Below are 24,089 nucleotides of genomic sequence, written 5' to 3' on the forward strand. Positions count from 1 at the left end.
CCCTGCCGGCGCTCATCGCCCAACTCGAGGCGCAGCAAAAAGCCATCGCGCAGGAACTCTTCGACGGCTCGCTGTACGCCAGCAATGCCAGGCGCGCCGCCGAACTCACTGCGCGTAACACCTCCATCGAGGAAGACCTCATGCAAGCCCTGCAACGCTGGGAAAACCTGGCAGCTTGAGGCCAATTGAATGGCGCTTGAGCTAACTGCTGGGCGGGTCAAGCCGGGCGCCTACAGCCAAAAGCTCTCGGCTTCGGTAAAGTGGCTAAAACGATGATTACCGCTTACGCCGCCTTGCCCTCCTTCGCCTCTTTGAGTTGGCCGCGGCCGCTGCGCGTTCTGGGCCTGCTGCTGCTGAGCGGCTGGCTAGTCGGTTGCGCGTCTTTGCCCAGCGCGGTTGAGCGGCCGAAGTCGACGGCGCTGGCCAACCCGTCGGACACGCTGCTGGGGCGCACCGTGGCGGCCAGGGCGAGCAGCGCAGGCACTCGCAATGACTCGGCCTTTGCCTTGGTGGGCAGTGCCGAGCTGGCCTTTACCAGCCGGATGACGCTGATCCAGGCGGCCCAAAAAACGCTGGACCTGCAGTACTACGCGATCTTTGCCGACGACACCACCGAGCGCATGTTTGAAGCGCTGCGCGCCACTGCTGCGCGAGGTGTGCGCATCCGCATCCTGCTCGATGACTTCAACACCGCCGGCAAGAATGCCCAAGTACTGAAGTTGGCCTTTGAAAAAAATATCGAGTTGCGCCTGTTTAACCCGCTGCCGGGTGGGCGCAGTTCTTTGTTTTTGCGCATCCTAAGCAACCTGAAGGACGTGGGCCGCATGCAGCGGCGCATGCACAACAAGATTTTTGTGGCCGACAACTCGGTGGCCATCACCGGCGGGCGCAACCTGGGCGAGACCTATTTCGGCCAGAGCGCAGGCACCAATTTCATCGACATTGACGTGCTGGCGGCCGGCCGCATCGCGCGTGATCTGTCGCGCAGCTTTGACCAGTACTGGAACAACCCGCTGGCCTATCCGGTGCAATCGCTAATGACAGCCCAGGAAATCGCCGCGCTGAAACCGGCTCCCAAGCTGACCGGCCTGACCGGCGTTAATCCCGACAAGTTGGATGACCCGGCCGCAGCGGCCCCCACCGCCACGTTGCCGACCCTGCCGGAGTCGACTGACCTGCGCCTGCTGCCGTGGACCTGGGCGCCCTCGGTGATGCTGGTGGATCGGGCTTCTAAGATCGCCGCAGACGCTGACAGCGTGGAAGAATCGCAGGACAGCGCTGTCGATGGCTTGCTGCAGCTGATGGCGCAGGCGCAAACCGAGCTGCTGATTGTTTCGCCCTACTTCGTCCCGGGCCAGCGCATGATGCAGCAGTTTGCCGAACTGCGCCGGCGTGGCGTGCGGGTACGCGTGCTGACCAACTCGCTGGCCTCCAATGACGCGCCGGCCGCGCACGTCGGCTATGCGCGCTACCGCAAGGCGCTGCTGGGCATGGGCGTTGAGCTGTACGAGATGCATGCCGAGCAGCAGGGCTCGATCAGCAGCTTCGGCTCGGCGGCCAGTTCCACCGGGGCCTCGCGTGCCAGCCTGCACGCCAAAGCGGTAGTGATAGATAACCGCCTGCTAGTGGTGGGCTCGATGAACCTGGACTTGCGCTCCAAGCTGCAAAACAGTGAGGTCGCCATCGTGATTCGCAACCGCGCCTTATCACTGGAGGCCAGCCGCATGATCGAACCGGCGCTGGCGCAGGGCGCCTGGCGCGTCGAGCTGCTGGAAGGGCAGCTGCTTTGGCGTGCGCCCGAGGGCTCGGCTTTACAGGATTCGCGCAGCGAACCGGATGCCAGCCTGGCGCTCAGGATGCTGCTCACGCTGATCGGGCCGCTGGCGCCCGATGAGATGCTTTGAGCGGGGACGTGGCTGGTGCGCGCTGAAAGTCGGAAAAATTACATTTTGGTCTGCAGCCCAATAAACATGGACATGGGCAGCTATTTAATTCATAGCACGCTGGTTTTCGCGGCCACCTGTCAAGCCGACGTGGCAGGATTGTCAGCGATAACCAGGGCCATCGCATTTATAGCGAACTCGTCCTGCGCACGGTCTGATATAGGCTAGGCCCTTGTCAAACCAGGCGTCTGTGCTCAGGCACAGGCGTCTGCGATTGGTTTGAAGGCAGGCTACACAAGCCGGCCTCGCTGTTTGGTAATTCACTAGAAGCCAAAATGCACGTGAATCATCGGCATTGGACTACCTCAAACGAACCGCAGCGAGTTCACACTACCTTCACTCTAAAAGTGAGTCTTCAAAACTGCTATTTTTAGCATCAAATAGACCTCTAGCCCAATCAATGCGGGCGCAAGCAGCTATGAATTCGATAGCAACTATGGTCTGTTGCAGCGCTAGGCGAGGAATCTCAGAGCGTTGTAGCGGCATTCTGGGCTCGATCTTTACCGCCGGGAAACCCTGAGAATAGAACTAAAACCCACAGGATTGCTCGAACGAGATCAAGGGTTAGTACTTATTAGCCTTGCGCTATTTGCGCCATTGAACCTACCACTTAGCACTCGATCAGTGCGAGTGCTAGTATTTAGTCTTAGAGAAAAAGGAGTTCTGCCGTGTCACATGCGCTTTTCCCCCAAGCCCTGAGGTCCGATTTGGCTTTCGCTACTACCCAAGCCGTCGCCAGCGCCAATCCGTGGTCCATGGTGCCCCCGCTGGGCAACCTCGACGCCTACATCTCGGCGGTCAACCGTCTGCCCATGCTCACTTTGGAGCAGGAGCAGGAGTTTTCCAAAAAACTTAAAGAGAACAACGATCTGGATGCCGCCGGCAAGCTAGTGCTGTCGCACTTGCGGCTGGTGGTGTCGATTTCCCGCAAATATCTGGGCTATGGCCTGCCTCACGGCGACTTGATCCAGGAAGGCAATATCGGCCTGATGAAGGCGGTCAAGCGCTTTAACCCCGAGCACAATGTGCGTCTGGTCAGCTACGCCATGCACTGGATCAAGGCCGAGATTCATGAATATGTGCTGAAAAACTGGCGCATGGTCAAGGTCGCTACCACCAAGGCCCAGCGCAAGCTGTTTTTCAACCTGCGCTCGATGAAGCAGGGCTTCAAGGACGACGTCGATGTGGCGACGCACCGCGATGCACTGACCGAAGGCCAGATTGACTCGATGGCGAAATCGCTGAACGTCAAGCGCGAAGAAGTCATCGAGATGGAGCAGCGCATGTCGGGAGGCGACGTGTTGCTGGACCCGAGCCCGAGCGCAGACGGCGAAGACGCTTTTGGCCCAATTGCCTACCTGGCCGATAGCGCGCAAGAGCCGACGGCGCTGATGGAGTCGCGCCAGCGTGACAACCTGGCCTCCCACGGCATCAGCGCCGCGCTGGAAGAGCTGGACCCGCGCGCGCGCCGCATCGTCGAAGAACGCTGGTTGAACGTTAACGACGATGGCTCGGGCGGCATGACGCTGCACGACCTGGCGGCCGATTACAAGGTCAGTGCCGAACGCATTCGCCAGATTGAAGTGGCGGCCATGAAAAAGATGAAAAAGGTGCTGGCAGCCTATGCCTGAGGACGCGAGGGGCTGAGCTTCGCGTCAGTCAGCCTTTTCCTGCTTTTGCCCCTCCGCCGCCCCGCCACCAAGCCTGCTCCCGTCATAAGGAGCGGGCCTTTTTCATAATGACGGGCGCTTACTCGGCTTTCGCGCCCGAATCTTTAACCACCTTCGCCCACTTGGTGATTTCGCTGCGCTGGTAGGCGGCAAGCTCTTCGGCGCTTGAGCCGACCGGCTCCAGACCGAGGTCAAGCAGGCGCTTGGAAATGTCGGCTGATTTCAGGATTTTGTGGACCTCGGCCTGCAGCTTGTCCAGCACCGGCTTGGGCGTGCTGGCGGGCGCGAACAAGGCAAACCAGGAGACGGCTTCGAAGCCGGGCAGGCCCGCTTCAGCGATGGTTGGAATGTCTGGCGCAGCGGCGGCGCGCGTCAGGCTGGTCACGCCAAGCGCGCGCAATTTACCTTCGCGTACCAGCGCCAGGCTGGACGGCATGTTGTCAAACATCATGGTGACGCGCCCACCCAGCAAATCGGGAATGGCGCTGGCGCGGCCCTTGTACGGAATGTGCGTCATGTCGATGCCGGTCATGGTCTTGAACAGCTCGCCCGACACATGAATTGAGGTGCCTGGCCCCGAGGAAGCGAAAGACATTTTGCCTTCTTTCTTGCCCAGATCGATGAAGTCCTTCAAGGTTTTGGCCGGGACGCTGTTGTGCACGACCAGCACGTTGGGTGTGGTCGCCAGCAAGGAGACCGGGGCAAAATCCTTCACCATGTCGTAAGGCAATTTGGCGTACAGCGCGCCATTGATTGAATGCGTGCCCACGGTGCCGACGACGAGGGTGTAGCCATCTGCTGCGGATTTGGCGACGAAATCCGCGCCTATATTGCCGCCTGCGCCTGGCTTGTTGTCAATGATGACGGCTTGGCCCCAGTCGGCGCTCATGCGCTCTCCGAGCAGGCGCGCAATGATGTCGGGCGCGCCACCGCTGGTGAAGGTGACGACGATGCGAATCGGCTTGCTGGGAAATTCTGACGCGGCCGGCTGGGCGCCGGCCGAAGCCGCAAGACTCAAAGAAATGATTGCGATGGCGATGCTTGCAGTCAGTTTGTTAAACATGGCGTCTCCCAAAGTTTTATCAAAACTAATCGTATCTCTCTCCGGTCACTATAAAGGCTTGTCAGCTGTTTTTGAGCAGCAGGCGAATGTCGGAAACCAGGTTTTCCGTGCCACTGCCATAGCGGGTGTACAGCCTGATGCGGCCTTTCGCGTCAAAGATGTAGCTGCCGGCCGAGTGGTCCATGCTGTAGCTGCCGGGCGTCTTGCCCTCGGCTTTCTTGTAAAAAACCTTGAAGTCCTTGGCGAGTTCGGGCAACTCGGCCAGGGTGGGCCGCAGCGCGATGAACGAGGAGTCAAAATTGCCCATGTAGGCTTTGAGCAGTTCGGCCGTGTCGCGCTCGGGGTCCACCGTGATGAAGACTGCCTGCAGCTTTTCGCCATCGGGGCCCAGCAGCTTTTTAACCTGCGCCAGCTCGGTCATGGTGGTGGGGCAAACGTCGGGGCACTGGGTGAAGCCAAAAAAGACCACCACGATCTTGCCGGCAAAATCCTTCAGCGTGCGGGTCTGGCCGTTTTGGTCACTTAGTGAAAAACCCGAGGCGTAGTCGGCGCCGGTCAGGTCGACGCTTTTGAACTGCGGCTTATCCGGCGAGCAGGCCTGCAAGAAAACTGTGCTCAGCGCCAGCGCCACGGCACCCGCTATGGATTGGACGGCGCACCGGCGGCTGGCCACTAGGGGCAGTTGGAAACAGCATTTCATGCGAGTTTTATACCAGGTAGTGATCTAGCAACAGTGCGGCAAACAACACCGACAGATGGATCAGTGAAAAGCGGAAGGTCTTGCGCGCCAGGGCATCGGAGTAATTGCGCCACAGCCGCCAGCCATACCAGCTGAAGCCCGCGCTAAGCGCCACCGCAACCAGCAGATAAAGCCAACCGCTCATCTTGAAAATAAACGGCATCAGGCACGCGGGGAACAGTACCAGCGTGTACAAAAACACCTGCAAGCGCGTGAATTCGTTGCCGTGCGTGACGGGCAGCATGGGCAGGCCCGACTTGCGGTAGTCCTCAACCCGGTACAGCGCCAGCGCCCAAAAGTGCGGCGGGGTCCAGAGGAAAATAATCAAAAACAAAATCAGTGCTTCAGGGCCAACAGAGCCCGTCATGGCGGCCCAGCCCAACACCGGTGGCATGGCGCCTGAGGCGCCGCCTATGACGATGTTTTGCGGCGTGAGCGGCTTGAGGATCACGGTGTAGACCACCGCATAACCGAGAAAGGTGGCGAAAGTCAGCCACATGGTGAGCGGATTGACCCAGACATACAAAACCCACGAGCCCAGAGCACACAGGCCGATCGAAAACGCCAGCGTCAGTAGATTGCTGAGTTCGCCCCTGGCGGTGGGCCGCCAGGCGGTACGCCGCATTTTGGCGTCAATGTGTTGCTCAACCAGGCAATTGAAGGCTGCGGCCGCGCCCGCCACCAGCCAGATGCCGGCACTGGCAAACAGCGCCAGCTTAAGATCGGCCCAGGTCGGAAGGCCCGGGACAGCCAGCGCCATGCCGATCAGCGCGCAGAAGACGATGAGCTGCACCACGCGCGGTTTGGTCAAACCGTAATACTGGGCGAGGCGCGACGGTACCCGGGCGGCGGGATGTGCTGCTGAAGCGGCTGCGAGTGGCTGGTTGAGGGGGTTCATGCAGGCGACCTGGAAGCGGGTAATTTTGACGCACGTGCTGTGGCCGTGCTGCGGTGACTTGAAAAAACGAGACCGGTGAGCAGCACCACCAGCGCGGCGGCGCCGCCAGTGTGCAAGACCGCGGCTAACAGCGGCCAGCCGAGCACCACGTTGCTCACGCCGGTGACCACCTGCAGCCCGATCAAGCCGGCGAGCCAGCGGGCGTCTCGGCGAAAGGCGGGCTTGCGGTGCAGCGTAACAGCCAGCGCCAGCAGTAATGCGACCACGAAGTAGGCAGCCAGGCGGTGCAGGTAGTGAATCGCCGTGAGCGCCTGAAAGCTGATGACGGCGCCGTCATGGCCGGCGCCGAGTTCACGCCAGAGCGTAAAACCCTGTTTGAAGTCCATCGCAGGCCACAGTGAATTCTGGCAGGTGGGAAAATCGGTGCAGGCCAGCACCGCATAGTTGGTGCTGACCCAGCCGCCCAGGGCGATCTGCAGCCATAGCAGGGCAAACCCGGCCATGACCAGGCGCCGGATGCGCGGGCTCAAGGAGGCCATCGTGTCCGTAAGGGCGGGCTTTTCATGCGCGAGCCTGTAGCGTTGCGACTGCGCCATCAGCAGCGCCAGCAGGACCAGGCCACCGAGCAAATGCAGCGTGACAATTGCGGGAAACAGCTTCATGGTGACCGTGAGTGCACCAAACCCGCCCTGCAGACAAACCCAAAGCAGGGTGACGCTGGGCCACCAGGGCGAGAGGACCTGGCCCCCAAGTTGATCGCCGCGCTGGCCGCCTCGCCTCATGCGCCGTTCATCGCGCCAGGCCATCCAGGTGAACACGGTCAGAGTGAGTATCATTACGCCCACGCCTGTGGCCAGGTAGCGATGGATCATTTCTATCCAGGCCTTGGGATGGGTGACAGGCCCTGTGGGCATGGCGCTTTGCGCGGCATCAATGTGGACCTGCGCGCCCACCGGGCTGGCGCTGCCGTAGCAGCCGGGCCAGTCGGGGCAACCCAGGCCAGAATCGGTCAGCCGGGTAAAAGCGCCGAAAACGACCAGATCGAAGGTCAAAAACAGCGTGACCAACGTCAGCACCCGCAAGCGCTGCGCAAGTGAGGCGTTTTTATTGCGCAGCCAGACCCAAGCCAGCGGTGCCAGCGCCACGGCCAGCCCCATCATCATCAGGCGCAGGGCCGGATTCAAATCGTAAAGGTTTTGCGCTGTCATGTTTAAAAAGACCTGGCCGAAGCCATGCGCGCTAGATTTCCGGACCAGCAGGGGCCGCGGAACCGGCTTAGCCGGGTCGCAGGCGCAGCGCCCCCCCCGGGGGGCAGCGTAACAAGCGTGGGGGCCAGGAAAGAAGCGCAGGGCCGCCCCAAGCGAAGTTCAGCCCCCTCGGGGGGCAGCGCAATATGCGAAGCGACAAGCGTGGGGGCCATATCTATCTGCCTTCTTTGTCCCAACTGCTCGATGCGCGCATCAAGCGCTCCAGATCGCGTTTGGCGCTGGCCGCTGCGGCGGCATCCATGTTCGCCGGGAACCGCATCATCCAGTTGCCCAGCGGGTCGACAACATAAATATGGTCTTGCAGGCGCTGGCCGGCGGCTGGTTGCAGCCACTGTGCGATGGCAGCAGGCGCCACGCGCAGCACCGTGGAGGACGCCAAAGCAGGCTGCAGGGCAGTGGAGACAGGTGCTTCATCGCTGACCAGCCAGACCCGGTCCATGCGGTCTTTTTCCTTGCCGAGCGACTCGCGCAACTGCCGCTGAAAATACAGGTTTTGCTCGCAGCGCGCATTGCAGGCGCCGCTCGACACACTAATCAGCAACCACTGATCCTTTAAGTCTGTCAGCTTACCGCGCTGGCCATTGAGCGTCTGCGTAGCCAGGGCTGGCAAGGGGCGCTGCGGATCAATCAGGTCGCCGAAGTTGCGGCGCCCCTCGGGCCGCACCACGTAATAAGTGAAGTAAGACGCGACCACCGGGCTGGCGCACACCAACAGCACGGCCAGCATTTTCCAGCGCCCTGCTTTGGTGTTGGGAGCGCGGGTGCTGCGCTGATTCAGTTGAGGCATGGCGTGCACGGTCAGGCCCAGAGGCTGGTCTTGCGCAGCGGCAGCGCTGCCGGGTTGGCCGCCTTGAGGGCTGTAAGAGTCGGAATTATGGTTTATCACGGCAGTTGATCGCGGTGTTGGGTAGCTGTTGAGGTACGTAGGGGAAGAATCAGTTGAAACCAGACATAAAGGCCCAGCACCAGGCTGCAAAGTGCAAACCACTGAAAGGCGTAGCCGTAGTGTTTGTCCAGACCCAGATTGGGCGCGGCCCAATTGCGCAGCAGGCCTTCGCTGGCCACGCCGGTCTGCAGCAATGACACATCAAGAAGCGGCAAGACAGTTTCTGTGCGGAAAGCAGGGATATCAAGATTTTGCCGGATGCGGCCACTCTCATCATTCTTGAACTGATAGAGCCTGGAGGGTGCCGGGGCTATCCGCCCGTGGACTGTGACAGGACCCATGGGTGTCGAAATATCGGGCAGTCGCGTGCGGTCGGTGAAATTACGCGGCACCCAGCCGCGCTGCACCAAAACGACCTGAGCGCTTCCGTCCAGAAGCAGCGGCGTGACCACCACGAAACCGCTTTTTCCGTCCATGGGCCGGTTGTCGAGGTAAATTGTGTGTGCGGCGCTCCAGTGGCCTGCCAGGGTGGCCTGCCGATGCAGGAGATCGTTGCCGTTTCGCGCAGCGGCCAGCGCGCGCGCATCCAGCACGGAAAGACCGCTGCGCGACTCGATTGCGGTTTGCAGCGCCTCTTTCTGCGCAGCGCGGCGCAACTGCCACTGACCCAGCGAGAAGCTGGCGCCCGCGAGCAGCACGGCCGTCAGCGTGATCAGCCAAAAGCGGGGAGAGTTCAGGGCGGGCCTCATGGGCGGATAATCCGGCTCATGACTTACCTCGTTGCACTGGCATTCATCGCCATCATTGCCAGCTTGGGCTCCGCCCTCTTTTTCATGCTCAAGGACGGGACCGACGGCAAGCGCAAAACCAGCAACATGGCACGCGCACTGGCGTTTCGGGTCGGTTTCTCGATTTTGCTATTTGTCTGCATTCTGATTGCGTGGAAACTCGGTTACATACAACCCACCGGCATCCCCGCTGGCAGATAAAAAGACAAGAGGCTAAAAAATCAAGGCCGCTTTATGCGGCCTTGATTTCTATCGCGCGCCCCGCGCAGCGCGGGCGGCTTTGGGACTTTACTCCCCCTTAGGCCGCTGAACCGATAACTCGCTTCGGCCTAATTCGCTGTTCAAGGTCACAGCCAGTAGACGAGGATGTAAAGACCCAGCCACACCACGTCCACGAAGTGCCAGTACCACGCCGCCCCTTCAAAGCCGAAATGTTTCTCGGGCGTGAAATGCCCTTTTTGCAGGCGGAGGGTAATAAAGAGCAGCATCAGCATGCCGACAAACACGTGAAAACCGTGGAACCCGGTCAACATGTAAAAGGTCGAACCATACACACCTGACGTGAGCTTGAGGTTGAGTTCCGAGTAGGCGTGCGCATATTCATAGCCTTGCACCAACAAAAAGACAATGCCCAGCAGGACCGTAATCCACATGAACGCAATGGTCCGGCCACGGTGGTTTTCTCGCAACGCATGGTGGGCAATTGTCAGGGTGACGCCGGAACTTAGCAACAACGCGGTGTTGATGGTGGGCAACCAGAACGGCGTCATGGTGGTGAAGGGTTCGATGATGTCGGCAGGCGACGCCGTTACGCCGGCAGCCAGGCTGGGCCAGACGGCCTTGAAGTCGGGCCAGAGCAGCGCATTGTCCAGACTTCCCAATGCCGGCACCGAGTGTGAACGGGCCCACCAGAGCGCCGTAAAGAAGGCGCCGAAGAACATCACTTCGGAGAAAATAAACCAGCTCATGCTCCAGCGAAAAGACAGGTCAATCTTGCGCCCGTACAAACCGCCTTCGCTTTCGGCGACGGACTCGCGGAACCACTGAAACAGCGTGCCTAGCCACCACACCATGCCAACAGCCAGCGACCAAGCCCCCCAAGCGGCGCCATTGATCCACTGGCTGGCACCCAGGATGACAAAAAACAGGCCAATGGATGCCATCACCGGATGCCGGGAAGGGCTGGGCACAAAGTAGTAAGGGGTTGCCCCGTGGGCTGCTGATGACATCGATCGACTCCTGTTTTTCTCTTGAATTCTCAATAATCATTAATTCAAACCGTGATGGGATTCGGCGCGTAGCGCAATCCGGCTATCCAACCGTTTAGCTATTCAGTACTTTGCCTGTTAGCGAGCAACCATCCAGTTCACCAACAGCACCAGGGCTGCCACAAATAAAAAAACACCGATCAGCCCGACCACGATGATGTGGAGGGGATTTAAATTTTTGGCTTCTTCGTCGTAGGCACCGCGGCCGCCCAGGCCAACGAACGACCAAGCGACGGTCTTGGCGGTACGCCATAGCGATTTTTTTGGAGGACTCGCGGCCATGCTCAGGCGCCCGCCTGCTGGCCAAGCGCCGCTGCGGAGGTTGGCTTGGAAGTTTCCGGTGCAGCGGGCGTCTTGCCACCGACTTCAAAAAACGTGTACGACAACGTGATCGTTGTCACATCCTTGGACAGCTTGGGATCAATCACAAAAGCCACGGGCCACTGCTTTTTCTCACCGGGCGCCAAGGTGTATTGGCTAAAACAGAAGCACTCAAGCTTATTGAAATACGCGGCCGCCTGAGCCGGCGCATAGCTGGGAATCGCCTGCGCCGACATGGTGCGGTTCTGTACGTTTTGGAATTCGTACATCACGGTATTCAATTCACCGGGGTGCACCTGCAATGCGTTCTGGGCCGGCTTGAAATGCCAGGGTCCGCGCGAATTGGCATCAAATTCCACCGTGATGGTACGCGTGCGGTCCACCTGGGTGTTGGCAGGCAGTTTGGCCGCCGCACCAGGGATTTGACGATCAGACAGAGCCAGCACATTAATGCCGGTCATCTCGCAAATAGCTTTGTAAATGGGCACGAGCGCGTAGCCGAAAGCGAACATGCCGAGCACGATAACGCTCAGCTTGCCCACCATCCTGAAATTTTCGCGCTTGATTCGCATTAATTAATACCGGATCTGAAATGTTGAGTCTGTTCAACCGGGCCTAGCGGCCCAGAAAAATCATCTTCGCCATGAAGCCGGCAAATAAGACGAGAGCGACCGACGCTAGTGTCAACGCCAGGCGAAGGTTTTGTTTCTTTTGCTTGGGTGTCATGGTGCGGCCTCTTTATGCCTCAGCCGATCACGCGGGTTGCCGTGGCATCCAGCCTGGGTGGGGTTTCAAAGGTGTGAAAGGGTGCGGGCGACGGGACTTCCCACTCTAGGCCTTCGGCGCCCTTCCCGCCTTCGTCCATCCAAGGATTTTGCCTGGCGGGGGCGCCTTTACCGCGCATCGCGGGCACCACGATGAAGAGGAAGAAATACAACTGCGCGAAACCGAAGAAAAACGCACCCACGCTGGCTACCGCATTGAAATCGGCAAACTGCATCGGGTAGTCGGCATAGCGGCGCGGCATGCCGGCCAGGCCCAGAAAATGCATCGGGAAGAAAGTCACGTTGAAGGAAATCAACGACCACCAAAAGTGAATTTTTCCGCGAGTTTCGTTGTACATCACACCGGTCCACTTGGGCGACCAGAAGTAATATCCGGCAAACATGGCGTACAGGGACCCCGCGACCAGCACGTAGTGAAAGTGAGCCACCACGTAGTAGGTGTCCTGCAACTGCGTGTCAATCGGCGCTATCGCCAGGATCACGCCCGTGAGTCCACCAATGGTGAACACGAAGATGAAACCGACCGCAAACAGCATGGGAGTCTCAAATGTCATGGAGCCCTTCCACATGGTGGCAATCCAATTGAATACTTTCACGCCCGTGGGCACCGCGATCAACATGGTCGAGTACATGAAGAACAACTGACCCGTCACTGGCATGCCGGTGGTAAACATGTGGTGCGCCCACACCACGAAGCTCAGAATCGCGATGGACCCGGTAGCATAGACCATGGAGGCATAACCGAACAGGCGTTTGCGTGAGAACGCAGGAATGATATGACTGATGATGCCGAAGGCCGGCAAAATCATGATGTACACCTCGGGATGGCCGAAGAACCAGAAGATGTGCTGGAACATCACCGGGTCGCCGCCGCCGCCGGGATTAAAAAACGTGGTGCCAAAGTGGCGGTCGGTCAGCGTCATGGTGATGGCGCCGGCCAGCACGGGCATTACGGCAATTAAGAGGTAAGCCGTGATGAGCCAGGTCCAGCAGAACATCGGCATTTTCATCAGCGTCATGCCCGGCGCGCGCATGTTCAGGATGGTCACGATGATGTTGATCGAACCCATGATGGATGAAGCGCCCAGAAGGTGGATGGCAAAAATACCTGCATCCATGGACGGTCCCATCTGCAAGGACAGCGGGGCATACATCGTCCAGCCGCCCGCCATGGCGCCGCCAGGCAGCAAGAACGAAGTCCCGAGCATCAGCGCAGCCGGAATCAACAGCCAGAAGCTGAAGTTGTTCATGCGCGCAAACGCCATGTCGGATGCACCGATCTGCAGCGGAATCATCCAGTTCGCGAAGCCCACAAAGGCCGGCATGATGGCACCGAACACCATGATCAGGCCGTGCATGGTGGTGAGCTGGTTGAACAACTCAGGGTTGACGATTTGCAGGCCAGGCTGGAACAGCTCGGCGCGAATCAAAAGCGCCAACACGCCGCCGAACATCAACATCGTAAAACTGAACAGCAGGTACAGCGTGCCGATGTCTTTGTGGTTGGTGGCAAATACCCAGCGACGCCAGCCCGTCGGGGCATGGTGATCCTCATGCGCATGATCGGGATGATCTAGAACAACACTCATCTTGGCTTCCTTTGGTAGCTTTTACCGGTAACTTTATCTTGGCGGCTGGCGCCGTTGTTGTCGACTGCTCGCCCGCCGGCAGGCAGACTGCTTTATTTGCGTGCCGCCTGCACTTCGGCGGGCTGAACGAGCTGGCCAGTCTGGTTGGACCAGTTGTTTTTGGTGAAGCTGATCACCGCAGCAAGGTCCGTGTCGCTCAACGCTTTCCAGGGCGGCATCGCACCACCGGCTGCGCCGTTGAGCAGCACCATGATTTGCTTGCTGTGGTCTGCGCTCAGCACGATGGCCGAGCCGTCAAGCGGCTTGATCGGGCCAGCGCCTTTACCGTTGACCTGGTGGCAGGCGGCACAGTTGGCAGCGTAGACTTTCTCGCCTCGCGCCTTCAAGTCCGCCAGCGTCCAAACCTTCGCCGGATCGTCCGCCTTGGCTGCAGCTTCCTTGGACTTGGCCGCAACCCATGCACTGTAATCCTGCGCAGAAACCACCTTCACATGAATCGGCATGTAGGCATGCTCCTTGCCGCAAAGTTCCTGGCACTGGCCATAGTAGTTGCCTACTTTGTCGGCGCGAAACCAAGTGTCGCGCACAAAGCCGGGAATCGCGTCCTGCTTGATGCCGAAAGCCGGCACCGCGAAGGCGTGGATTACGTCGTTGGCCGTGGTGATCACGCGGATTTTTTTATTGACGGGGACGACCAGCGGATTGTCGACCTTGAGCAAATAGTCATCAGGCGCTTCACCCGCTTTCGGACCGCCATTGTTGGACATCTCGCGATGGGCGTTGTCCAGCGTCGAGACAAAAGCGATGCCTTCGCCCTCCCCCTTGATGTAGTCGTAACCCCATTTCCACTGGATACCGGTGGCTTTGATGGTGAGGTCGGCGCTGCTGGTGTCTTTTTGGGCGACCAGCACCTTGGTTGCGGGCAGCGCCATAGCGATCACGATGATGAAAGGAACGATAGTCCAGGCAATTTCGACTAGGGTGGACTCATGAAAATTGGCCGCTTTGTGGCCCACTGACTTGCGGTGTTTCAAGATGGAATAGAACATTACACCGAACACCGCGACAAAAATCACGAGGCAGATGGCCATCATGAACCAATGTAGCCATTGCTGCTCCTGGGCAATCCTGGTGACAGCGGGATGCAAGTTGAGCTGGTTGACGGCCGGACCACCGGGCAAATCATTCACAGCGTAAGCGGTAGTGCTGACCCAGGCAGCGGAAGATACGAAAATTGAGCCAGCATGCTGCATGCCAAGCCGTAACTTTTTGCTCATGGTGTTGCTTAGCTTCATCGTGATCACTTTTTTTTACTTCAATTACCGACCAATTCAACTTAGTATTATAAAGTTTGCGACAGGTCAATCCGCCGTCGGCAAAAAAGATGTGCTACTTTTAAGCCCAAATTAACGGGCCCGCAGCGCGAACCGTATTTCGCGGGCCAGCGCGGGGCGCAATTCCGGCCGTACATGCCGCCCTACCCGCACCGACTGCCCCTGCCCTGACACTTCAATCAACGATCTGTCCCCGCCTCTGGGTTCAACCCGGACCCACTCCCGGTTGAACTCTGCCCGCTGCGTGAGACCAGCCATTTCCAACTCCACCACGAGTTGCCCGCCTTGCAGCGTGATTTTTTCCGCATCTCCCGCATGGCGCGCATAAGCCAGAAAAGCTAGCCCCACGGCCAGCAATTCAGCCCACGCGAAAACGATCACCAAAGTGGCACCCTGAAGCCAGAAAAGAACTGCAATACCCAGAGATACCACGCACAGCGACAGGTAAAACCAGCCCAATTGGACTGGAGTGATGGAACAATGACGTTTGAGGAGCCACTGTACAGCCTCGCGGCTGTGACTGCCCTGCGCGGGCAATGTGGCAAACCGAAACACGTATGTTTGCTGCAACATGTGGCCACCCTGAAAAATCTGCAGCCACGCCAAACATTGACTGCGGAAAACTTAGGAAAATACCTAAAACCAACATCGGGCGTAGTTTCGTTTATCTTGTGCGAGGCTGCAACCCAATGCCAAGACATCGACCCCAAAAGCCGGGGCGCTAACGGAAAAACAACAATCATGTGACAAAGGAGTGATCGGCCTCGGCCGCCACCAAAACGACCAGTATGACCAAGCACAAGGGTGATAGCAAGATGGCATAAACGAGCGCCAGCCGCTCCCAGGCCGTGGGTATGAAGGCCGCGACGACCAGTCCCGCGTTTATCGCATGAAAGTCAGGATCAGACTCCAGCGCAGGTTCCCCCTGAAAGTGGAAGTAATTGACCAAATAGGACAACGTGATAGGCAAGAACAGCACCCCCAGATTTTGAGGTGAAGGTTGTTGGGGTGTTGCTGGCCTGTCGTCATGATCCCTGCCTTCCGCTTGACCACCACCCCTGCGTGTCGGCGCGTGCAAGGTGCGCCACAACCCCACCGGGCGTGCAGACTAATGGTCATCATCGGCCTCTTAAGGCTTGGTGCGCCCGCCTTGCAGCATGGCGCGCATGTCCTGCACCGACACCGCGCTGTGAGCGCTAACCTTGATTTTGGGCTGGGCTTTCAGCGCATGACCGTAAATCACTTCAAACGTCAGTGAGAGACGGCCGTCGGCGCTAACCGGCAAGTACTCGCCCAGGGCTTGCTCCAGCCGGGCTTGCCAGCCGCGGCCGCGCAGAGCGGGAAAGCGCGCAGGATGAAAATTGCGGCCCAGTTCGCGCAGTTCCCGCAGCAGCCGTGACGGGCTGTCGTAGGTCAGCGTGAGCCGCTCCATGTCCATCACAGGTTCGGCAAACCCGCCTTGCACCAGCATGTCGCCCCAGTCGTGCATGTCGGTCAGCTCATGACCAGCGGGCGGCCAGCCCATGCGCGCGTAAACCTCGCGCAGCTCTAGGGCGGTATCCGGCCCCAAACATGAAAACATCACGAAACCGTCAACCTTCAGCGCTTGCTGCCAGCTGGCCAGCAGCGCCTGCGGGTCAGCCGATTCGTGCAGCGCCATGTTGGCCCACAGCATGTCGACACTGCCGGGCGACGGCGCCTCAAAGCGCGTGGCGGAGTTCAGCCACTGCTTCGGATCCCACCACGGCTTTGCTATGCTTTTCATAGCTGCTTGCGCCCGTTCTGTATGCGCTTCGACCACAAAACACGCTGAATTCGGGTAACGGCGCGCCAGTTGCGCGTGGGCCAGCAGGCCACCGCGCAAGGCACCCCAATGCGCCCAAGTTTGTGGCTGCAGCTTGATCCACTCCAGCCGGTCTTGCATGCGGCGCGCCACTTCTTCGTGCAGCCAGGGCGAAGCCAAAGGCGCATTGCGCTGCCAGCGACTGACGGCAGGCGGGTCCAGCGTGGGTGGGATTTGGGGGGTGTTCATGAAAAGGTATTCGCTGCGCACAATTTTCAGCAATCGCCCGCAACTGGAGAGTGCCGGGTAAACAAGTATATTGACACGGTGTTTACACGGCTGCTCAACTCTCGTTTCACGCCTGGTCTATGGCTGCGCCGGCTGCCTGGCTTGGTCAGCCAGTGCGCCGTCTGCCGCAGCTGGCCGGCGCGCCAGGTGTGCCAGCCTTGCGTGGCGCGTTTTACAGCGGTGCAGCCGCGCTGCGTCAGTTGCGCGCTGGGCTTGCCGGCCGATCTGTCGATGGGACTGAGGACTGGCCCGCCCCTGTGTGGCGAGTGTGCGCGCCAGCGCCCGCCGCTGGACAGCACGCTGGCCGCAGTGCCCTACGCCTACCCTTGGTCCATGCTGATTTCAGGCTACAAATTTGGCGAGCAGCATGGTTGGGCCGGTTTTTTTGCCGCCTTGTTGCTTGAATCGCCTGGCGTGCTTCAGGCCTTTGAGGCGTTGGACGCGCAGGACTGGGTGCTGCCAGTGCCGTTGTCAGTGCAGCGTCTGCAAACGCGCGGCTTCAACCAGGCCTGGGCGCTGGCCAGCGCGTTGGCGCGGCAAAGCGGCACATTGGCACAAGCCGACGCCCAACTACTGCTGCGCGTCAGGCACACCCGTCCGCAGAGCCAGCTAAAGCGCGAGGCCAGGTTGTCCAACGTCAAGGGCGCTTTTCAGGTAGACCCGCTGCGCGTTGCCGAACTGCGGGGTAGGCGCGTGCTGCTGGTCGATGACGTGATGACCAGCGGCGCCTCGCTGTACACGGCAGCGCAGGCTTTGCGCGACGCGGGTGCTGCGCACATCACCGCCGTGGTACTGGCAAGAACGCAATAAGCCCCCACGCTTGTCGCTTCGCGTACTACGCTGCCCCCCCGGGGGGCTGGCCCGGCTGGGGGCGGCCCGGCGCGGCTTCCGATCGCCCACGCTTTGCGCGTCATCGCCCGCTCCCAGGTTTGCGCACGGGCGACAATCCAGCCATGTTCAATATAGTTCTCGTCGAGCCCGAAATTCCGCCCAACACGGGCAATGTGATCCGGCTGGCGGCCAATACCGGCTGCCGCTTGCACTTGGTGGAGCCGCTCGGTTTTTCGATGGAGGACAAGCACATGCGGCGCGCCGGGCTTGACTACCACGAGTACGCGCAGGTGCTGCGCCATGCCAGCTGGCACGCGCTGCTGGGCAGCCAGCAGCCGCCAGTCGGGCGGCTTTTTGCCATGACGACGCAAGGCGCCGGCAGCCTCTACGACATGCGTTTTCTGCCGGGCGACTGGCTGGTGTTTGGCGCGGAAACCCGGGGTCTGGCGCCTGCGGTGCGCGAATCTTTTCCGCTGGCGCAGCGCCTGAAGGTGCCGATGCGGCCCGGCCAGCGCAGCCTGAACCTGTCCAATAGCGTCGCGGTCACGGTGTTCGAGGCCTGGCGGCAGAACGGCTTTGGCGCGCCGGCCTGGGCGGTTGACCCGGCTGCATTGCAGACTCAGGGGTAACGGCGCACCAGCGATTCGGCCACGCACACCGGCTTGTCCGCGCCTTCGCGTTCCACCGTCACTTGCCAGGTCATCTGCAGGCCGGCGTTGTCGATGGGCTCGGTCGCCAGCAGCTTCATGCGGGCGCGCAGCCGGCTGCCAACCAGCACGGGCGCGGTGAAACGCACCTTGTTCAGGCCGTAGTTCACGCCCAGCCGCGAGCCGAGAATTTCAAAGGACGATTCAAAAAACCTCGGCAGCAGCGACAACGTCAGGAAGCCGTGCGCAACCGGCCCGCCAAAAGGCCCGGCGCGGGCTTTTTCAGGGTCAACGTGAATCCACTGGCGGTCGCCGGTGGCCTCGGCGAACAAGTCGACCTGCTGCTGCGTGATGGTGATCCAGTCGCTGACGGCAACTTCCTGACCGGTGCAGGCCGCCAGGTCAGAGAGCGTTTGAAAGGTTTTCATGCGCCGACTGTAACGACTTTGGCGCCGTCGCCCGAGGCAAGTGTCGATCGGCTGTCAATCAACTGTCAGATGGGCGACAGGCCAGCCTCCTCGACGCGGCCAGCCTACTGATCGAGCCAGTTGCAAACGGCCTGCCACTGCTCCAGATCCCTTTCGACCCGGCCGGGCGCCACGTCAAACAGCGTCAGTCCACGGGCCGCCAGGTGGATGTAGTTTTGCGTGTCGCGCAAGTAGCCCAGCACCGGCAGTCCCAGGGTTTCCACAAATTCACGCAAATGGTCAGCCGCGATGGTGCGCGCATCCACCCGCATGCCGACAATGCCTACCTTCACCTTGCTGACACGGTGGTGCTCGGCCAGTTGATCGAGAAACGTGCGGGTGGCAAAAATGTCGAAAACGCTGGGCTGCAGCGGCACGATCACCTTGTTGGCCAGCTTCATGACCTCGTTAAACCGCCGGCCGTGCAAGCCGGCGGGCGTGTCCAGTACCACGTGGGTCGTGCCTTTGGGTGGTTTGACAAGCTGCTCGTCAGCCACTTCCCAGCTGGTAATTGGGCGCGCCGCTGGTGGCCGCAAGCCTAACCAGAGCCGCGCCGACTGCTGCCGGTCGGCGTCGCCCAGCATGACCGGATGACCCTGGCTGGCGAAATATCCGGCCACATTGGTGGCCAGCGTCGATTTGCCGACGCCCCCCTTAGGATTGGCAATGACGACCACGGACATAGCACCTCCTCTTTTTTTAAGCGCTTTTCCGCTATGGTAACGGCATGGCCACCGTTCTCACAACCACAGACACCCTCCCTGACGCAGGCACCAGAGCCGATATTTATGTGCTGGCGGCCCACCCCGCCTGGCGCGAATCGCGCGTCAACCGCCCGCTGATGGAGGCGGCACGGGCACTGCCGCGGGTGCAGCTGCAAGACCTGTATTCGAGCTACCCGGACTACGCGATTGACGTGGCTAGCGAGCAAAGCGCGCTGGACCGCGCCAAGTTGGTGGTGCTGCTACACCCGATCCAGTGGTATTCCATGCCCGCGCTGCAAAAGCTCTGGCTCGATGAGGTACTGACCTATGGCTGGGCTTATGGCGAAGGTCAGGATCTGGGCCAGGATCTAGGCCAGGATGTGGGCCAAGATCAGCGTGGCCGCGCCCTGCAAGGCAAGGACTTGTGGCTGGTCGCCACTACCGGCGGCCCCGAAGACTCTTACCATCCGCAGGGCTACAACCGCTATTTTTTCGATGCCTTCCTGCCGCCCTATGAGCAAACTGCCGCCCTTTGCGGCATGCGCTTTTTACCGCCGCTGATCCTGCACGGCGCGCGCAGCATAGACCAGACAGCGCTGGCCCGGCATCTGGACACCTTCAGCCAGCGCCTGCAAAGCTACCCGGACTGGCCAGAGCTCGAAGATCTGGAGCAATGCCCGGCCTGCGTGGTGCCCATGAAAGATCGACCGGCCATCGAAGAGTCCAACCTGGGGCACAAATGATGTCAGATGCTCCAGCCTGGCTCGTCAACAGCTTCATCTACCTCGCGGCGGCCGTGATTGCCGTGCCGCTGGCCAAAAAACTCGGCCTCGGTTCCATCATCGGCTACCTGGCCGCTGGTATCGCGATTGGCCCCTGGGGCCTGGGCCTGGTCACCAACGTGCAGGACATTCTTCACTTCGCCGAATTCGGCGTGGTGCTGATGCTGTTCCTGATCGGCCTGGAGCTCGAACCCAAACGCCTGTGGACCTTGCGCCGGCCGATCTTCGGCTGGGGCAGCGCCCAGGTGCTGGCCTGCGCCGCCCTGCTGACGGGCGCCGCCATGGCGTTTGGCGTGAACTGGCAAACCGCGCTGGTGGCCGGCCTCGGCCTGGCGCTGTCGTCCACCGCGATTGCCCTGCAGGCCATCAGCGAGCGCAACCTGATGCCGACCTCTAGCGGCCAGGCGGGCTTTTCCATTTTGCTGTTTCAGGATGTCGCCGCCATTCCGATTCTGGCGCTGCTGCCGCTGCTTGGCGCCGCGGCCACGGTTTCAGGCCAAAATGAGGCTGTAGCCTATACCAACCGGGCGCTAGAAGCTATCAAAATAATAGCAGTCATAGGCGGCATCATCCTCGGCGGACGGCTGCTGCTGCGCCCGCTGCTGCGCTGGATCGCCAACAGCGGCACGCCCGAAATCTTCACCGCCGCCGCGCTGCTGCTGGTGGTCGGCATCGCCGCTCTGATGCAGCTGGTCGGCCTGTCGATGGCACTGGGGGCCTTTCTGGCGGGCGTTCTGCTGGCGGAAAGCGAATACCGGCGCGAGCTGGAAACTGACATTGAGCCCTTCAAGGGCTTGCTGCTCGGCCTGTTTTTCATCGCCGTCGGCATGAGCATCGACTTTGGCGTGCTGTGGCAGTCCCCTGGCCTGATGGCCGCCATCGTGCTGGGCTTTCTCAGCCTGAAGCTGGCGCTGATTTACGGGCTGGCGTATCTAATGAAACTGCCTTTTCAGGAGCGCCCGGTGTTTGCGCTGCTGCTGGCGCAGGGCGGCGAGTTTGCCTTTGTGGTGTTTCAGGCGGCGGCCGGCGCGCGGGTGTTTTCGGCTGAAACCGCATCGCTGCTGATAGGCGCGGTGGCACTGTCGATGCTACTGACGCCGCTACTGCTGCTGGCCGTGGACAAGCTGCTGCTGCCGCGTTATGCCAATTGCAACACGCCGCAGCTCGATGAAATCTCCGAACCGCAGCAGGCACCTGTCATCATTGCCGGCTTTGGCCGCTACGGCCAGATCGTTGGCCGCATGCTGCTGGCGCAAGGCATTGCGCCCACCGTGCTGGACCACGATGCCGAGATGATTGAAACCATACGCGCTTTTGGTTACCGGGTGTTTTACGGCGACGCCACCCGGCTGGACCTGCTGCGCACGGCGGGCGCCGCCAGCGCCAAAATTTTCGTACTGGCAGTAGACGACGTGGAGCAGTCGCTAAAAATCGTCGACCTGGTCAAAGATCACTTTCCGCAGTTGCAGATTGTGGCGCGCGCCCGCGATGTGCCGCACTGGAACGCCTTGCGCGACCGCGGCGTGATGCGGGTCGAGCGCGAGCTGTTTGAGTCCAGTTTGCGCAGCGCCCGCAGCGTGCTGGAACTGCTGGGCCAGCCACCGCACGAGGCCCGGCAAAGCGCCATGCGCTTTCGCCAGCACAACCTCGCGCTATTCAAGCAGATGTACCCGCACCGCAAAGACCGCGCCAAGGCCATCGCCCTGGCCACCCAGGGCCGCCAGCAGCTGGAAGCGCAAATGGCGCAAGAGCGCGAACAACTGGCGCAGCGCCGGCCGCCCGGCTGGAACGATTAAAAAAAATTAGTCAAATAGGGCTCTAGCCCAATAAAGGCGGGCGTAAGCAGCTATTATTTTTATAGCAATTCACTAGCGCAGCGATTGCTCGGCATCGCGCCGTCGCTGTTCCATGGCGAGGCGCTCCAGGCACACCGGGTGCCGACTGAAGGCCGGCTTGGCGCACTGCTCCGCCATGCAGATCTGAAAGCCGATCAATATGCGGTCTTCGCAGGCTTGGCGCGGATTGGTGGCGGCTGCACTGCGGGGAGCCGCCAACGCGACAGCTTCGTCAGGGACGGCAGGCGCGGCAGGCGCGCGCGCAGCGGCCTGCGGCACTGCGTTAATCGCGACCGTTGACGGCGCGGCTTTAACTGGCTTGTCCTTGTCGCTCGCTGATTTCTTGGCCGCTGTCAGCGCTGCGGCCTTTGGCGCTGCACCGGTGGCGGCGGCAAGGGTATCGGCGACAACGACCGGGACTGCAGCCCGCGCTGCTACAGGCAGTGCTGCGTCAGCTTGCGGCGTCGTCAAAGATGCCGAGGGCGTCAGCGCTGGGAGCGCGGTTGCGCTTGCGTCGGCAGTGCCCGGCGCTGAAATGGCGGCCAAGGCGGGCACGGTTGGCGGCGGCGCGACCGATGGGTCCGACAAACCCAGGCCCAGGCCGACGCCTACCAGTGCCACGACGCTGGCCAGCGCCCAGCTGAGTCGCCGGGTCAACCATCTCGAAACAGCGCGTTGCGGGGGGACCACTTCGGGCATTGTGGAAGGCTGGGAAGGCCGGGTCTGAGGGATAGCGGGGGTTTCTGGCAACACGCCGGCCTGAACTGGCAGCAACACGGTCGCATCGAAAAGGGCAGAAGGTGCGGCAGCGGGCGCGGGCGCGGCGCCCGCCAGCGCTGCCGCCAGAACTGGAAGCGAGGTCTGCACTTGCACGTCGGCCAGTTCAGGCGCCATCCAGCTCAGGTCGACAGGGCCGCTGCTGGCTTCGGTTTCGGCCGGGCTACTGATTCTGGACAGCAGCACGGTCTTTTCCAGCTGGCTGACAGAACGCGGCATGACTAGTGTGTCGGTGGCCGTTGTAGATGCCACTGCCACTGCCGTTGCAATATCCGTGTCCTCGCCCGCCAGTACGCCCAGCATGCGCAGGCGCCGGCGCGCTAGCGTGGCATAGATACCGTGAGGAAATTTGGCGAGAAAGACCTGTAGGTCTTCCACGTCGTTGGAGTCCTTGATGTCTTTCCAGTAGACCAGTTCGAGCTCTTGCGTCACGACGGAGATGCCGGCGTGGTTGCCCGACTGCAGGCCCACCAGCAGCTCACTGTCACGCATGGTGCCGGTCCAGGTGGAACTGCTGCCGGGCCGGACCGGGCTCGACGGCGAAACCACCGTGGGGTCGGCCGCGTCCTGGCTGGCCGCCTGCAGCGCCAGGGAAAATTCCTGCGCCGTGGCAAAGCGCTGGTCACGCGACTTGACCAGCGCCCGCGCCATCACCGCGTCGATGGCGGGGGGCAATTGGGAATTAAAGGAGGTCGGCGCGGCCGGGGCGTACCCGACGATTTGCTGGATGATGGCGAAGTCGGTCTCGCCATCGAAGGGCCGCTTGCCGGTCAGCAGTTGGTACAGCACGATGCCGGCGGCAAACAGGTCGGCCCGCGCGTCCACCGGCAGACCCTGCACCTGCTCGGGCGACATGTATTTGAGGGTGCCCACCATGGTGCCCTGGGTCCGCGTGGCATCGCCCGAGTCATGGATGCGCGCCACGCCAAAATCCGTCAGCTTGACGCGCCCGCCCGGCTCTATCAGCAGGTTGGCCGGCTTGATGTCACGGTGCACGATGCCGTGCCGGTGCGCGTAGTCCAGTGCCGACAGCAGGTCGCTCATGATGGCCAGCGTCTGCTGCAGGCTGTAGCGCTCACCCCGATCCAGGTGGTATTTAAGGTCATCGCCCTGGATGAACTCCATCACCAAAAAGGCGGTGTCGCCGTCGCGATCGGAGTCGTACACGCTGACGATATTCGGGTGCTGCAGACGTGCCGCCGAGCGCGCTTCGGTGCGAAAGCGCACCTCGTATTCAGCTGCAGCCTCTACCGACAGGTTTTCAACCCGTATGGTCTTGATCGCCACGCGGCGCTCAAGATTGGGGTCACGCCCTTCATATACCAACCCCATCGCGCCCTTGCCGAGCACGCGGATGAGGTCGTAGCGACCTAGCTTGGTAAGACTCATAGGGCAAGAAACATTGATAGGGACGGAGTGGCGG

The 24,089-nt window shown here is 60.8% G+C and carries 25 protein-coding genes and 1 pseudogene; 8 read left to right on the top strand and 18 right to left on the bottom strand.

Features of this window, described 5'->3' with window-relative positions; translation table 11 throughout:
• The first annotated feature begins 14 nt into the window (after positions 1-14).
• The 3 genes from HHJ18_RS18400 to rpoH all read left to right on the top strand — a co-directional run bounded on the left by HHJ18_RS18400 (position 15) and on the right by rpoH (position 3,574).
• Complete coding sequence (locus HHJ18_RS18400; RefSeq protein WP_296917842.1) at positions 15-179, top strand: ABC transporter C-terminal domain-containing protein; 165 nt, start codon at positions 15-17, stop codon at positions 177-179.
• Positions 180-272: 93 nt separating this feature from the next.
• Positions 273-1,904: a phospholipase D family protein gene (locus tag HHJ18_RS18405; protein ID WP_296917579.1), complete on the top strand. Its 1,632-nt coding sequence runs from the start codon at positions 273-275 to the stop codon at positions 1,902-1,904.
• A gap of 794 nt (positions 1,905-2,698) precedes the next feature.
• Positions 2,699-3,574 carry an RNA polymerase sigma factor RpoH gene (rpoH, locus tag HHJ18_RS18410; RefSeq protein ID WP_296917844.1) on the top strand — a complete coding sequence of 292 codons (876 nt, stop codon included), beginning with the start codon at positions 2,699-2,701 and terminating at the stop codon, positions 3,572-3,574.
• A gap of 118 nt (positions 3,575-3,692) precedes the next feature.
• Here rpoH and HHJ18_RS18415 read toward each other — a convergent pair whose 3' ends face one another.
• The 6 genes from HHJ18_RS18415 to HHJ18_RS18440 form a co-directional block, all read right to left on the bottom strand.
• On the bottom strand, positions 3,693-4,676 hold the full coding sequence (locus HHJ18_RS18415) for a tripartite tricarboxylate transporter substrate binding protein (protein ID WP_296917581.1): 984 nt from the start codon (positions 4,674-4,676) through the stop codon (positions 3,693-3,695).
• Between the two features lie 61 nt (positions 4,677-4,737).
• A complete protein-coding gene (locus tag HHJ18_RS18420) occupies positions 4,738-5,376 on the bottom strand; it encodes an SCO family protein (RefSeq protein ID WP_296917583.1) in 639 nt (212 codons plus the stop codon).
• Between the two features lie 7 nt (positions 5,377-5,383).
• On the bottom strand, positions 5,384-6,313 hold the full coding sequence (gene cyoE / locus HHJ18_RS18425) for a heme o synthase (protein WP_296917584.1): 930 nt from the start codon (positions 6,311-6,313) through the stop codon (positions 5,384-5,386).
• Positions 6,310-7,521, bottom strand: a complete 1,212-nt coding sequence (locus HHJ18_RS18430; protein WP_296917586.1) for a heme A synthase — start codon at positions 7,519-7,521, stop codon at positions 6,310-6,312. The genes cyoE and HHJ18_RS18430 overlap by 4 nt, the downstream gene beginning before the upstream one ends.
• Positions 7,522-7,735: 214 nt before the next feature.
• A complete protein-coding gene (locus HHJ18_RS18435) occupies positions 7,736-8,368 on the bottom strand; it encodes a hypothetical protein (protein ID WP_296917588.1) in 633 nt (210 codons plus the stop codon).
• A 95-nt stretch (positions 8,369-8,463) separates the two neighbouring features.
• Positions 8,464-9,216: an SURF1 family protein gene (locus HHJ18_RS18440; RefSeq protein ID WP_296917589.1), complete on the bottom strand. Its 753-nt coding sequence runs from the start codon at positions 9,214-9,216 to the stop codon at positions 8,464-8,466.
• An 18-nt stretch (positions 9,217-9,234) separates the two neighbouring features.
• On the opposite strand from HHJ18_RS18440, the gene HHJ18_RS18445 reads away from it, so the two are divergent.
• Positions 9,235-9,456, top strand: a complete 222-nt coding sequence (locus tag HHJ18_RS18445) for a twin transmembrane helix small protein (protein WP_296917591.1) — start codon at positions 9,235-9,237, stop codon at positions 9,454-9,456.
• A gap of 146 nt (positions 9,457-9,602) precedes the next feature.
• On the opposite strand, the gene HHJ18_RS18450 is transcribed toward HHJ18_RS18445, so the two are convergent.
• From HHJ18_RS18450 to HHJ18_RS18490, 9 genes and pseudogenes are all read right to left on the bottom strand, one after another.
• Positions 9,603-10,484, bottom strand: coding sequence for a cytochrome c oxidase subunit 3 (locus HHJ18_RS18450; protein WP_296917593.1), 882 nt, complete (start codon positions 10,482-10,484; stop codon positions 9,603-9,605).
• Positions 10,485-10,601: 117 nt separating this feature from the next.
• Positions 10,602-10,805 (bottom strand): DUF2970 domain-containing protein, encoded by a 204-nt coding sequence (locus tag HHJ18_RS18455; RefSeq protein ID WP_296917594.1) that lies wholly within the window; start codon positions 10,803-10,805, stop codon positions 10,602-10,604.
• A gap of 2 nt (positions 10,806-10,807) precedes the next feature.
• On the bottom strand, positions 10,808-11,416 hold the full coding sequence (locus tag HHJ18_RS18460; RefSeq protein ID WP_296917596.1) for a cytochrome c oxidase assembly protein: 609 nt from the start codon (positions 11,414-11,416) through the stop codon (positions 10,808-10,810).
• Positions 11,417-11,459: 43 nt separating this feature from the next.
• Positions 11,460-11,570 (bottom strand): cytochrome oxidase small assembly protein, encoded by a 111-nt coding sequence (locus tag HHJ18_RS18465; protein WP_296917598.1) that lies wholly within the window; start codon positions 11,568-11,570, stop codon positions 11,460-11,462.
• 19 nt (positions 11,571-11,589) lie between these two features.
• Positions 11,590-13,218 carry a cytochrome c oxidase subunit I gene (ctaD, locus tag HHJ18_RS18470; protein ID WP_296917600.1) on the bottom strand — a complete coding sequence of 543 codons (1,629 nt, stop codon included), beginning with the start codon at positions 13,216-13,218 and terminating at the stop codon, positions 11,590-11,592.
• A 92-nt stretch (positions 13,219-13,310) separates the two neighbouring features.
• Entirely contained in the window at positions 13,311-14,471 is a 1,161-nt protein-coding gene (gene coxB, locus HHJ18_RS18475) for a cytochrome c oxidase subunit II (RefSeq protein ID WP_296917846.1), read from the bottom strand.
• 153 nt (positions 14,472-14,624) lie between these two features.
• On the bottom strand, positions 14,625-15,125 hold the full coding sequence (locus tag HHJ18_RS18480) for a DUF2244 domain-containing protein (protein WP_296917601.1): 501 nt from the start codon (positions 15,123-15,125) through the stop codon (positions 14,625-14,627).
• Positions 15,126-15,291: 166 nt separating this feature from the next.
• Positions 15,292-15,581, bottom strand: a pseudogene (locus HHJ18_RS18485) (cytochrome C oxidase subunit IV).
• A 100-nt stretch (positions 15,582-15,681) separates the two neighbouring features.
• A complete protein-coding gene (locus HHJ18_RS18490; protein WP_296917604.1) occupies positions 15,682-16,584 on the bottom strand; it encodes a biotin synthase in 903 nt (300 codons plus the stop codon).
• 78 nt (positions 16,585-16,662) lie between these two features.
• Between HHJ18_RS18490 and HHJ18_RS18495 the strand changes: the two genes are divergently transcribed.
• Both HHJ18_RS18495 and HHJ18_RS18500 read left to right on the top strand, forming a co-directional pair.
• Positions 16,663-17,433, top strand: a complete 771-nt coding sequence (locus tag HHJ18_RS18495) for a ComF family protein (RefSeq protein WP_296917606.1) — start codon at positions 16,663-16,665, stop codon at positions 17,431-17,433.
• A 143-nt stretch (positions 17,434-17,576) separates the two neighbouring features.
• Positions 17,577-18,083, top strand: coding sequence for a tRNA (cytidine(34)-2'-O)-methyltransferase (locus HHJ18_RS18500; protein WP_296917608.1), 507 nt, complete (start codon positions 17,577-17,579; stop codon positions 18,081-18,083).
• Here HHJ18_RS18500 and HHJ18_RS18505 read toward each other — a convergent pair.
• On the bottom strand, positions 18,074-18,529 hold the full coding sequence (locus HHJ18_RS18505; protein WP_296917610.1) for a MaoC family dehydratase: 456 nt from the start codon (positions 18,527-18,529) through the stop codon (positions 18,074-18,076). The genes HHJ18_RS18500 and HHJ18_RS18505 overlap by 10 nt on opposite strands.
• A 104-nt stretch (positions 18,530-18,633) precedes the next feature.
• The gene (locus HHJ18_RS18510; protein ID WP_296917612.1) at positions 18,634-19,251 is read right to left on the bottom strand and encodes a ParA family protein; all 618 of its coding nucleotides are present in this window, start codon (positions 19,249-19,251) and stop codon (positions 18,634-18,636) included.
• 44 nt (positions 19,252-19,295) lie between these two features.
• Between HHJ18_RS18510 and HHJ18_RS18515 the strand changes: the two genes are divergently transcribed.
• Positions 19,296-20,015, top strand: coding sequence for an NAD(P)H-dependent oxidoreductase (locus HHJ18_RS18515; protein ID WP_296917614.1), 720 nt, complete (start codon positions 19,296-19,298; stop codon positions 20,013-20,015).
• On the top strand, positions 20,015-21,850 hold the full coding sequence (kefC, locus tag HHJ18_RS18520; RefSeq protein WP_296917616.1) for a glutathione-regulated potassium-efflux system protein KefC: 1,836 nt from the start codon (positions 20,015-20,017) through the stop codon (positions 21,848-21,850). Before HHJ18_RS18515 ends, kefC begins: the two co-directional genes overlap by 1 nt.
• A gap of 72 nt (positions 21,851-21,922) precedes the next feature.
• On the opposite strand, the gene HHJ18_RS18525 is transcribed toward kefC, so the two are convergent.
• Positions 21,923-24,055: a serine/threonine-protein kinase gene (locus HHJ18_RS18525; RefSeq protein ID WP_296917618.1), complete on the bottom strand. Its 2,133-nt coding sequence runs from the start codon at positions 24,053-24,055 to the stop codon at positions 21,923-21,925.
• Between the last annotated feature and the right edge of the window lie 34 nt (positions 24,056-24,089).

Source organism: Polaromonas sp. (assembly GCF_012927455.1).
Classification (GTDB): Bacteria; Pseudomonadota; Gammaproteobacteria; order Burkholderiales; family Burkholderiaceae_C; genus Polaromonas.

What these genes read in the sequence shown, in the direction of transcription:
- HHJ18_RS18420 (WP_296917583.1), bottom strand. Translation starts at nt 5,376, where the DNA reads ATGAAATGCTGTTTCCAACTGCCCCTAGTGGCCAGCCGCCGGTGCGCC.
- HHJ18_RS18405 (WP_296917579.1), top strand. Translation starts at nt 273, where the DNA reads ATGATTACCGCTTACGCCGCCTTGCCCTCCTTCGCCTCTTTGAGTTGG.
- kefC (WP_296917616.1), top strand. Translation starts at nt 20,015, where the DNA reads ATGTCAGATGCTCCAGCCTGGCTCGTCAACAGCTTCATCTACCTCGCG.
- cyoE (WP_296917584.1), bottom strand. Translation starts at nt 6,313, where the DNA reads ATGAACCCCCTCAACCAGCCACTCGCAGCCGCTTCAGCAGCACATCCC.
- HHJ18_RS18500 (WP_296917608.1), top strand. Translation starts at nt 17,577, where the DNA reads ATGTTCAATATAGTTCTCGTCGAGCCCGAAATTCCGCCCAACACGGGC.
- HHJ18_RS18460 (WP_296917596.1), bottom strand. Translation starts at nt 11,416, where the DNA reads ATGCGAATCAAGCGCGAAAATTTCAGGATGGTGGGCAAGCTGAGCGTT.
- HHJ18_RS18440 (WP_296917589.1), bottom strand. Translation starts at nt 9,216, where the DNA reads ATGAGGCCCGCCCTGAACTCTCCCCGCTTTTGGCTGATCACGCTGACG.
- ctaD (WP_296917600.1), bottom strand. Translation starts at nt 13,218, where the DNA reads ATGAGTGTTGTTCTAGATCATCCCGATCATGCGCATGAGGATCACCAT.
- HHJ18_RS18435 (WP_296917588.1), bottom strand. Translation starts at nt 8,368, where the DNA reads ATGCCTCAACTGAATCAGCGCAGCACCCGCGCTCCCAACACCAAAGCA.
- HHJ18_RS18415 (WP_296917581.1), bottom strand. Translation starts at nt 4,676, where the DNA reads ATGTTTAACAAACTGACTGCAAGCATCGCCATCGCAATCATTTCTTTG.
- rpoH (WP_296917844.1), top strand. Translation starts at nt 2,699, where the DNA reads ATGGTGCCCCCGCTGGGCAACCTCGACGCCTACATCTCGGCGGTCAAC.
- HHJ18_RS18455 (WP_296917594.1), bottom strand. Translation starts at nt 10,805, where the DNA reads ATGGCCGCGAGTCCTCCAAAAAAATCGCTATGGCGTACCGCCAAGACC.
- HHJ18_RS18510 (WP_296917612.1), bottom strand. Translation starts at nt 19,251, where the DNA reads ATGTCCGTGGTCGTCATTGCCAATCCTAAGGGGGGCGTCGGCAAATCG.
- HHJ18_RS18505 (WP_296917610.1), bottom strand. Translation starts at nt 18,529, where the DNA reads ATGAAAACCTTTCAAACGCTCTCTGACCTGGCGGCCTGCACCGGTCAG.
- HHJ18_RS18465 (WP_296917598.1), bottom strand. Translation starts at nt 11,570, where the DNA reads ATGACACCCAAGCAAAAGAAACAAAACCTTCGCCTGGCGTTGACACTA.
- coxB (WP_296917846.1), bottom strand. Translation starts at nt 14,471, where the DNA reads ATGCAGCATGCTGGCTCAATTTTCGTATCTTCCGCTGCCTGGGTCAGC.
- HHJ18_RS18480 (WP_296917601.1), bottom strand. Translation starts at nt 15,125, where the DNA reads ATGTTGCAGCAAACATACGTGTTTCGGTTTGCCACATTGCCCGCGCAG.
- HHJ18_RS18515 (WP_296917614.1), top strand. Translation starts at nt 19,296, where the DNA reads ATGGCCACCGTTCTCACAACCACAGACACCCTCCCTGACGCAGGCACC.
- HHJ18_RS18490 (WP_296917604.1), bottom strand. Translation starts at nt 16,584, where the DNA reads ATGAACACCCCCCAAATCCCACCCACGCTGGACCCGCCTGCCGTCAGT.
- HHJ18_RS18430 (WP_296917586.1), bottom strand. Translation starts at nt 7,521, where the DNA reads ATGACAGCGCAAAACCTTTACGATTTGAATCCGGCCCTGCGCCTGATG.
- HHJ18_RS18445 (WP_296917591.1), top strand. Translation starts at nt 9,235, where the DNA reads ATGACTTACCTCGTTGCACTGGCATTCATCGCCATCATTGCCAGCTTG.
- HHJ18_RS18450 (WP_296917593.1), bottom strand. Translation starts at nt 10,484, where the DNA reads ATGTCATCAGCAGCCCACGGGGCAACCCCTTACTACTTTGTGCCCAGC.
- HHJ18_RS18525 (WP_296917618.1), bottom strand. Translation starts at nt 24,055, where the DNA reads ATGAGTCTTACCAAGCTAGGTCGCTACGACCTCATCCGCGTGCTCGGC.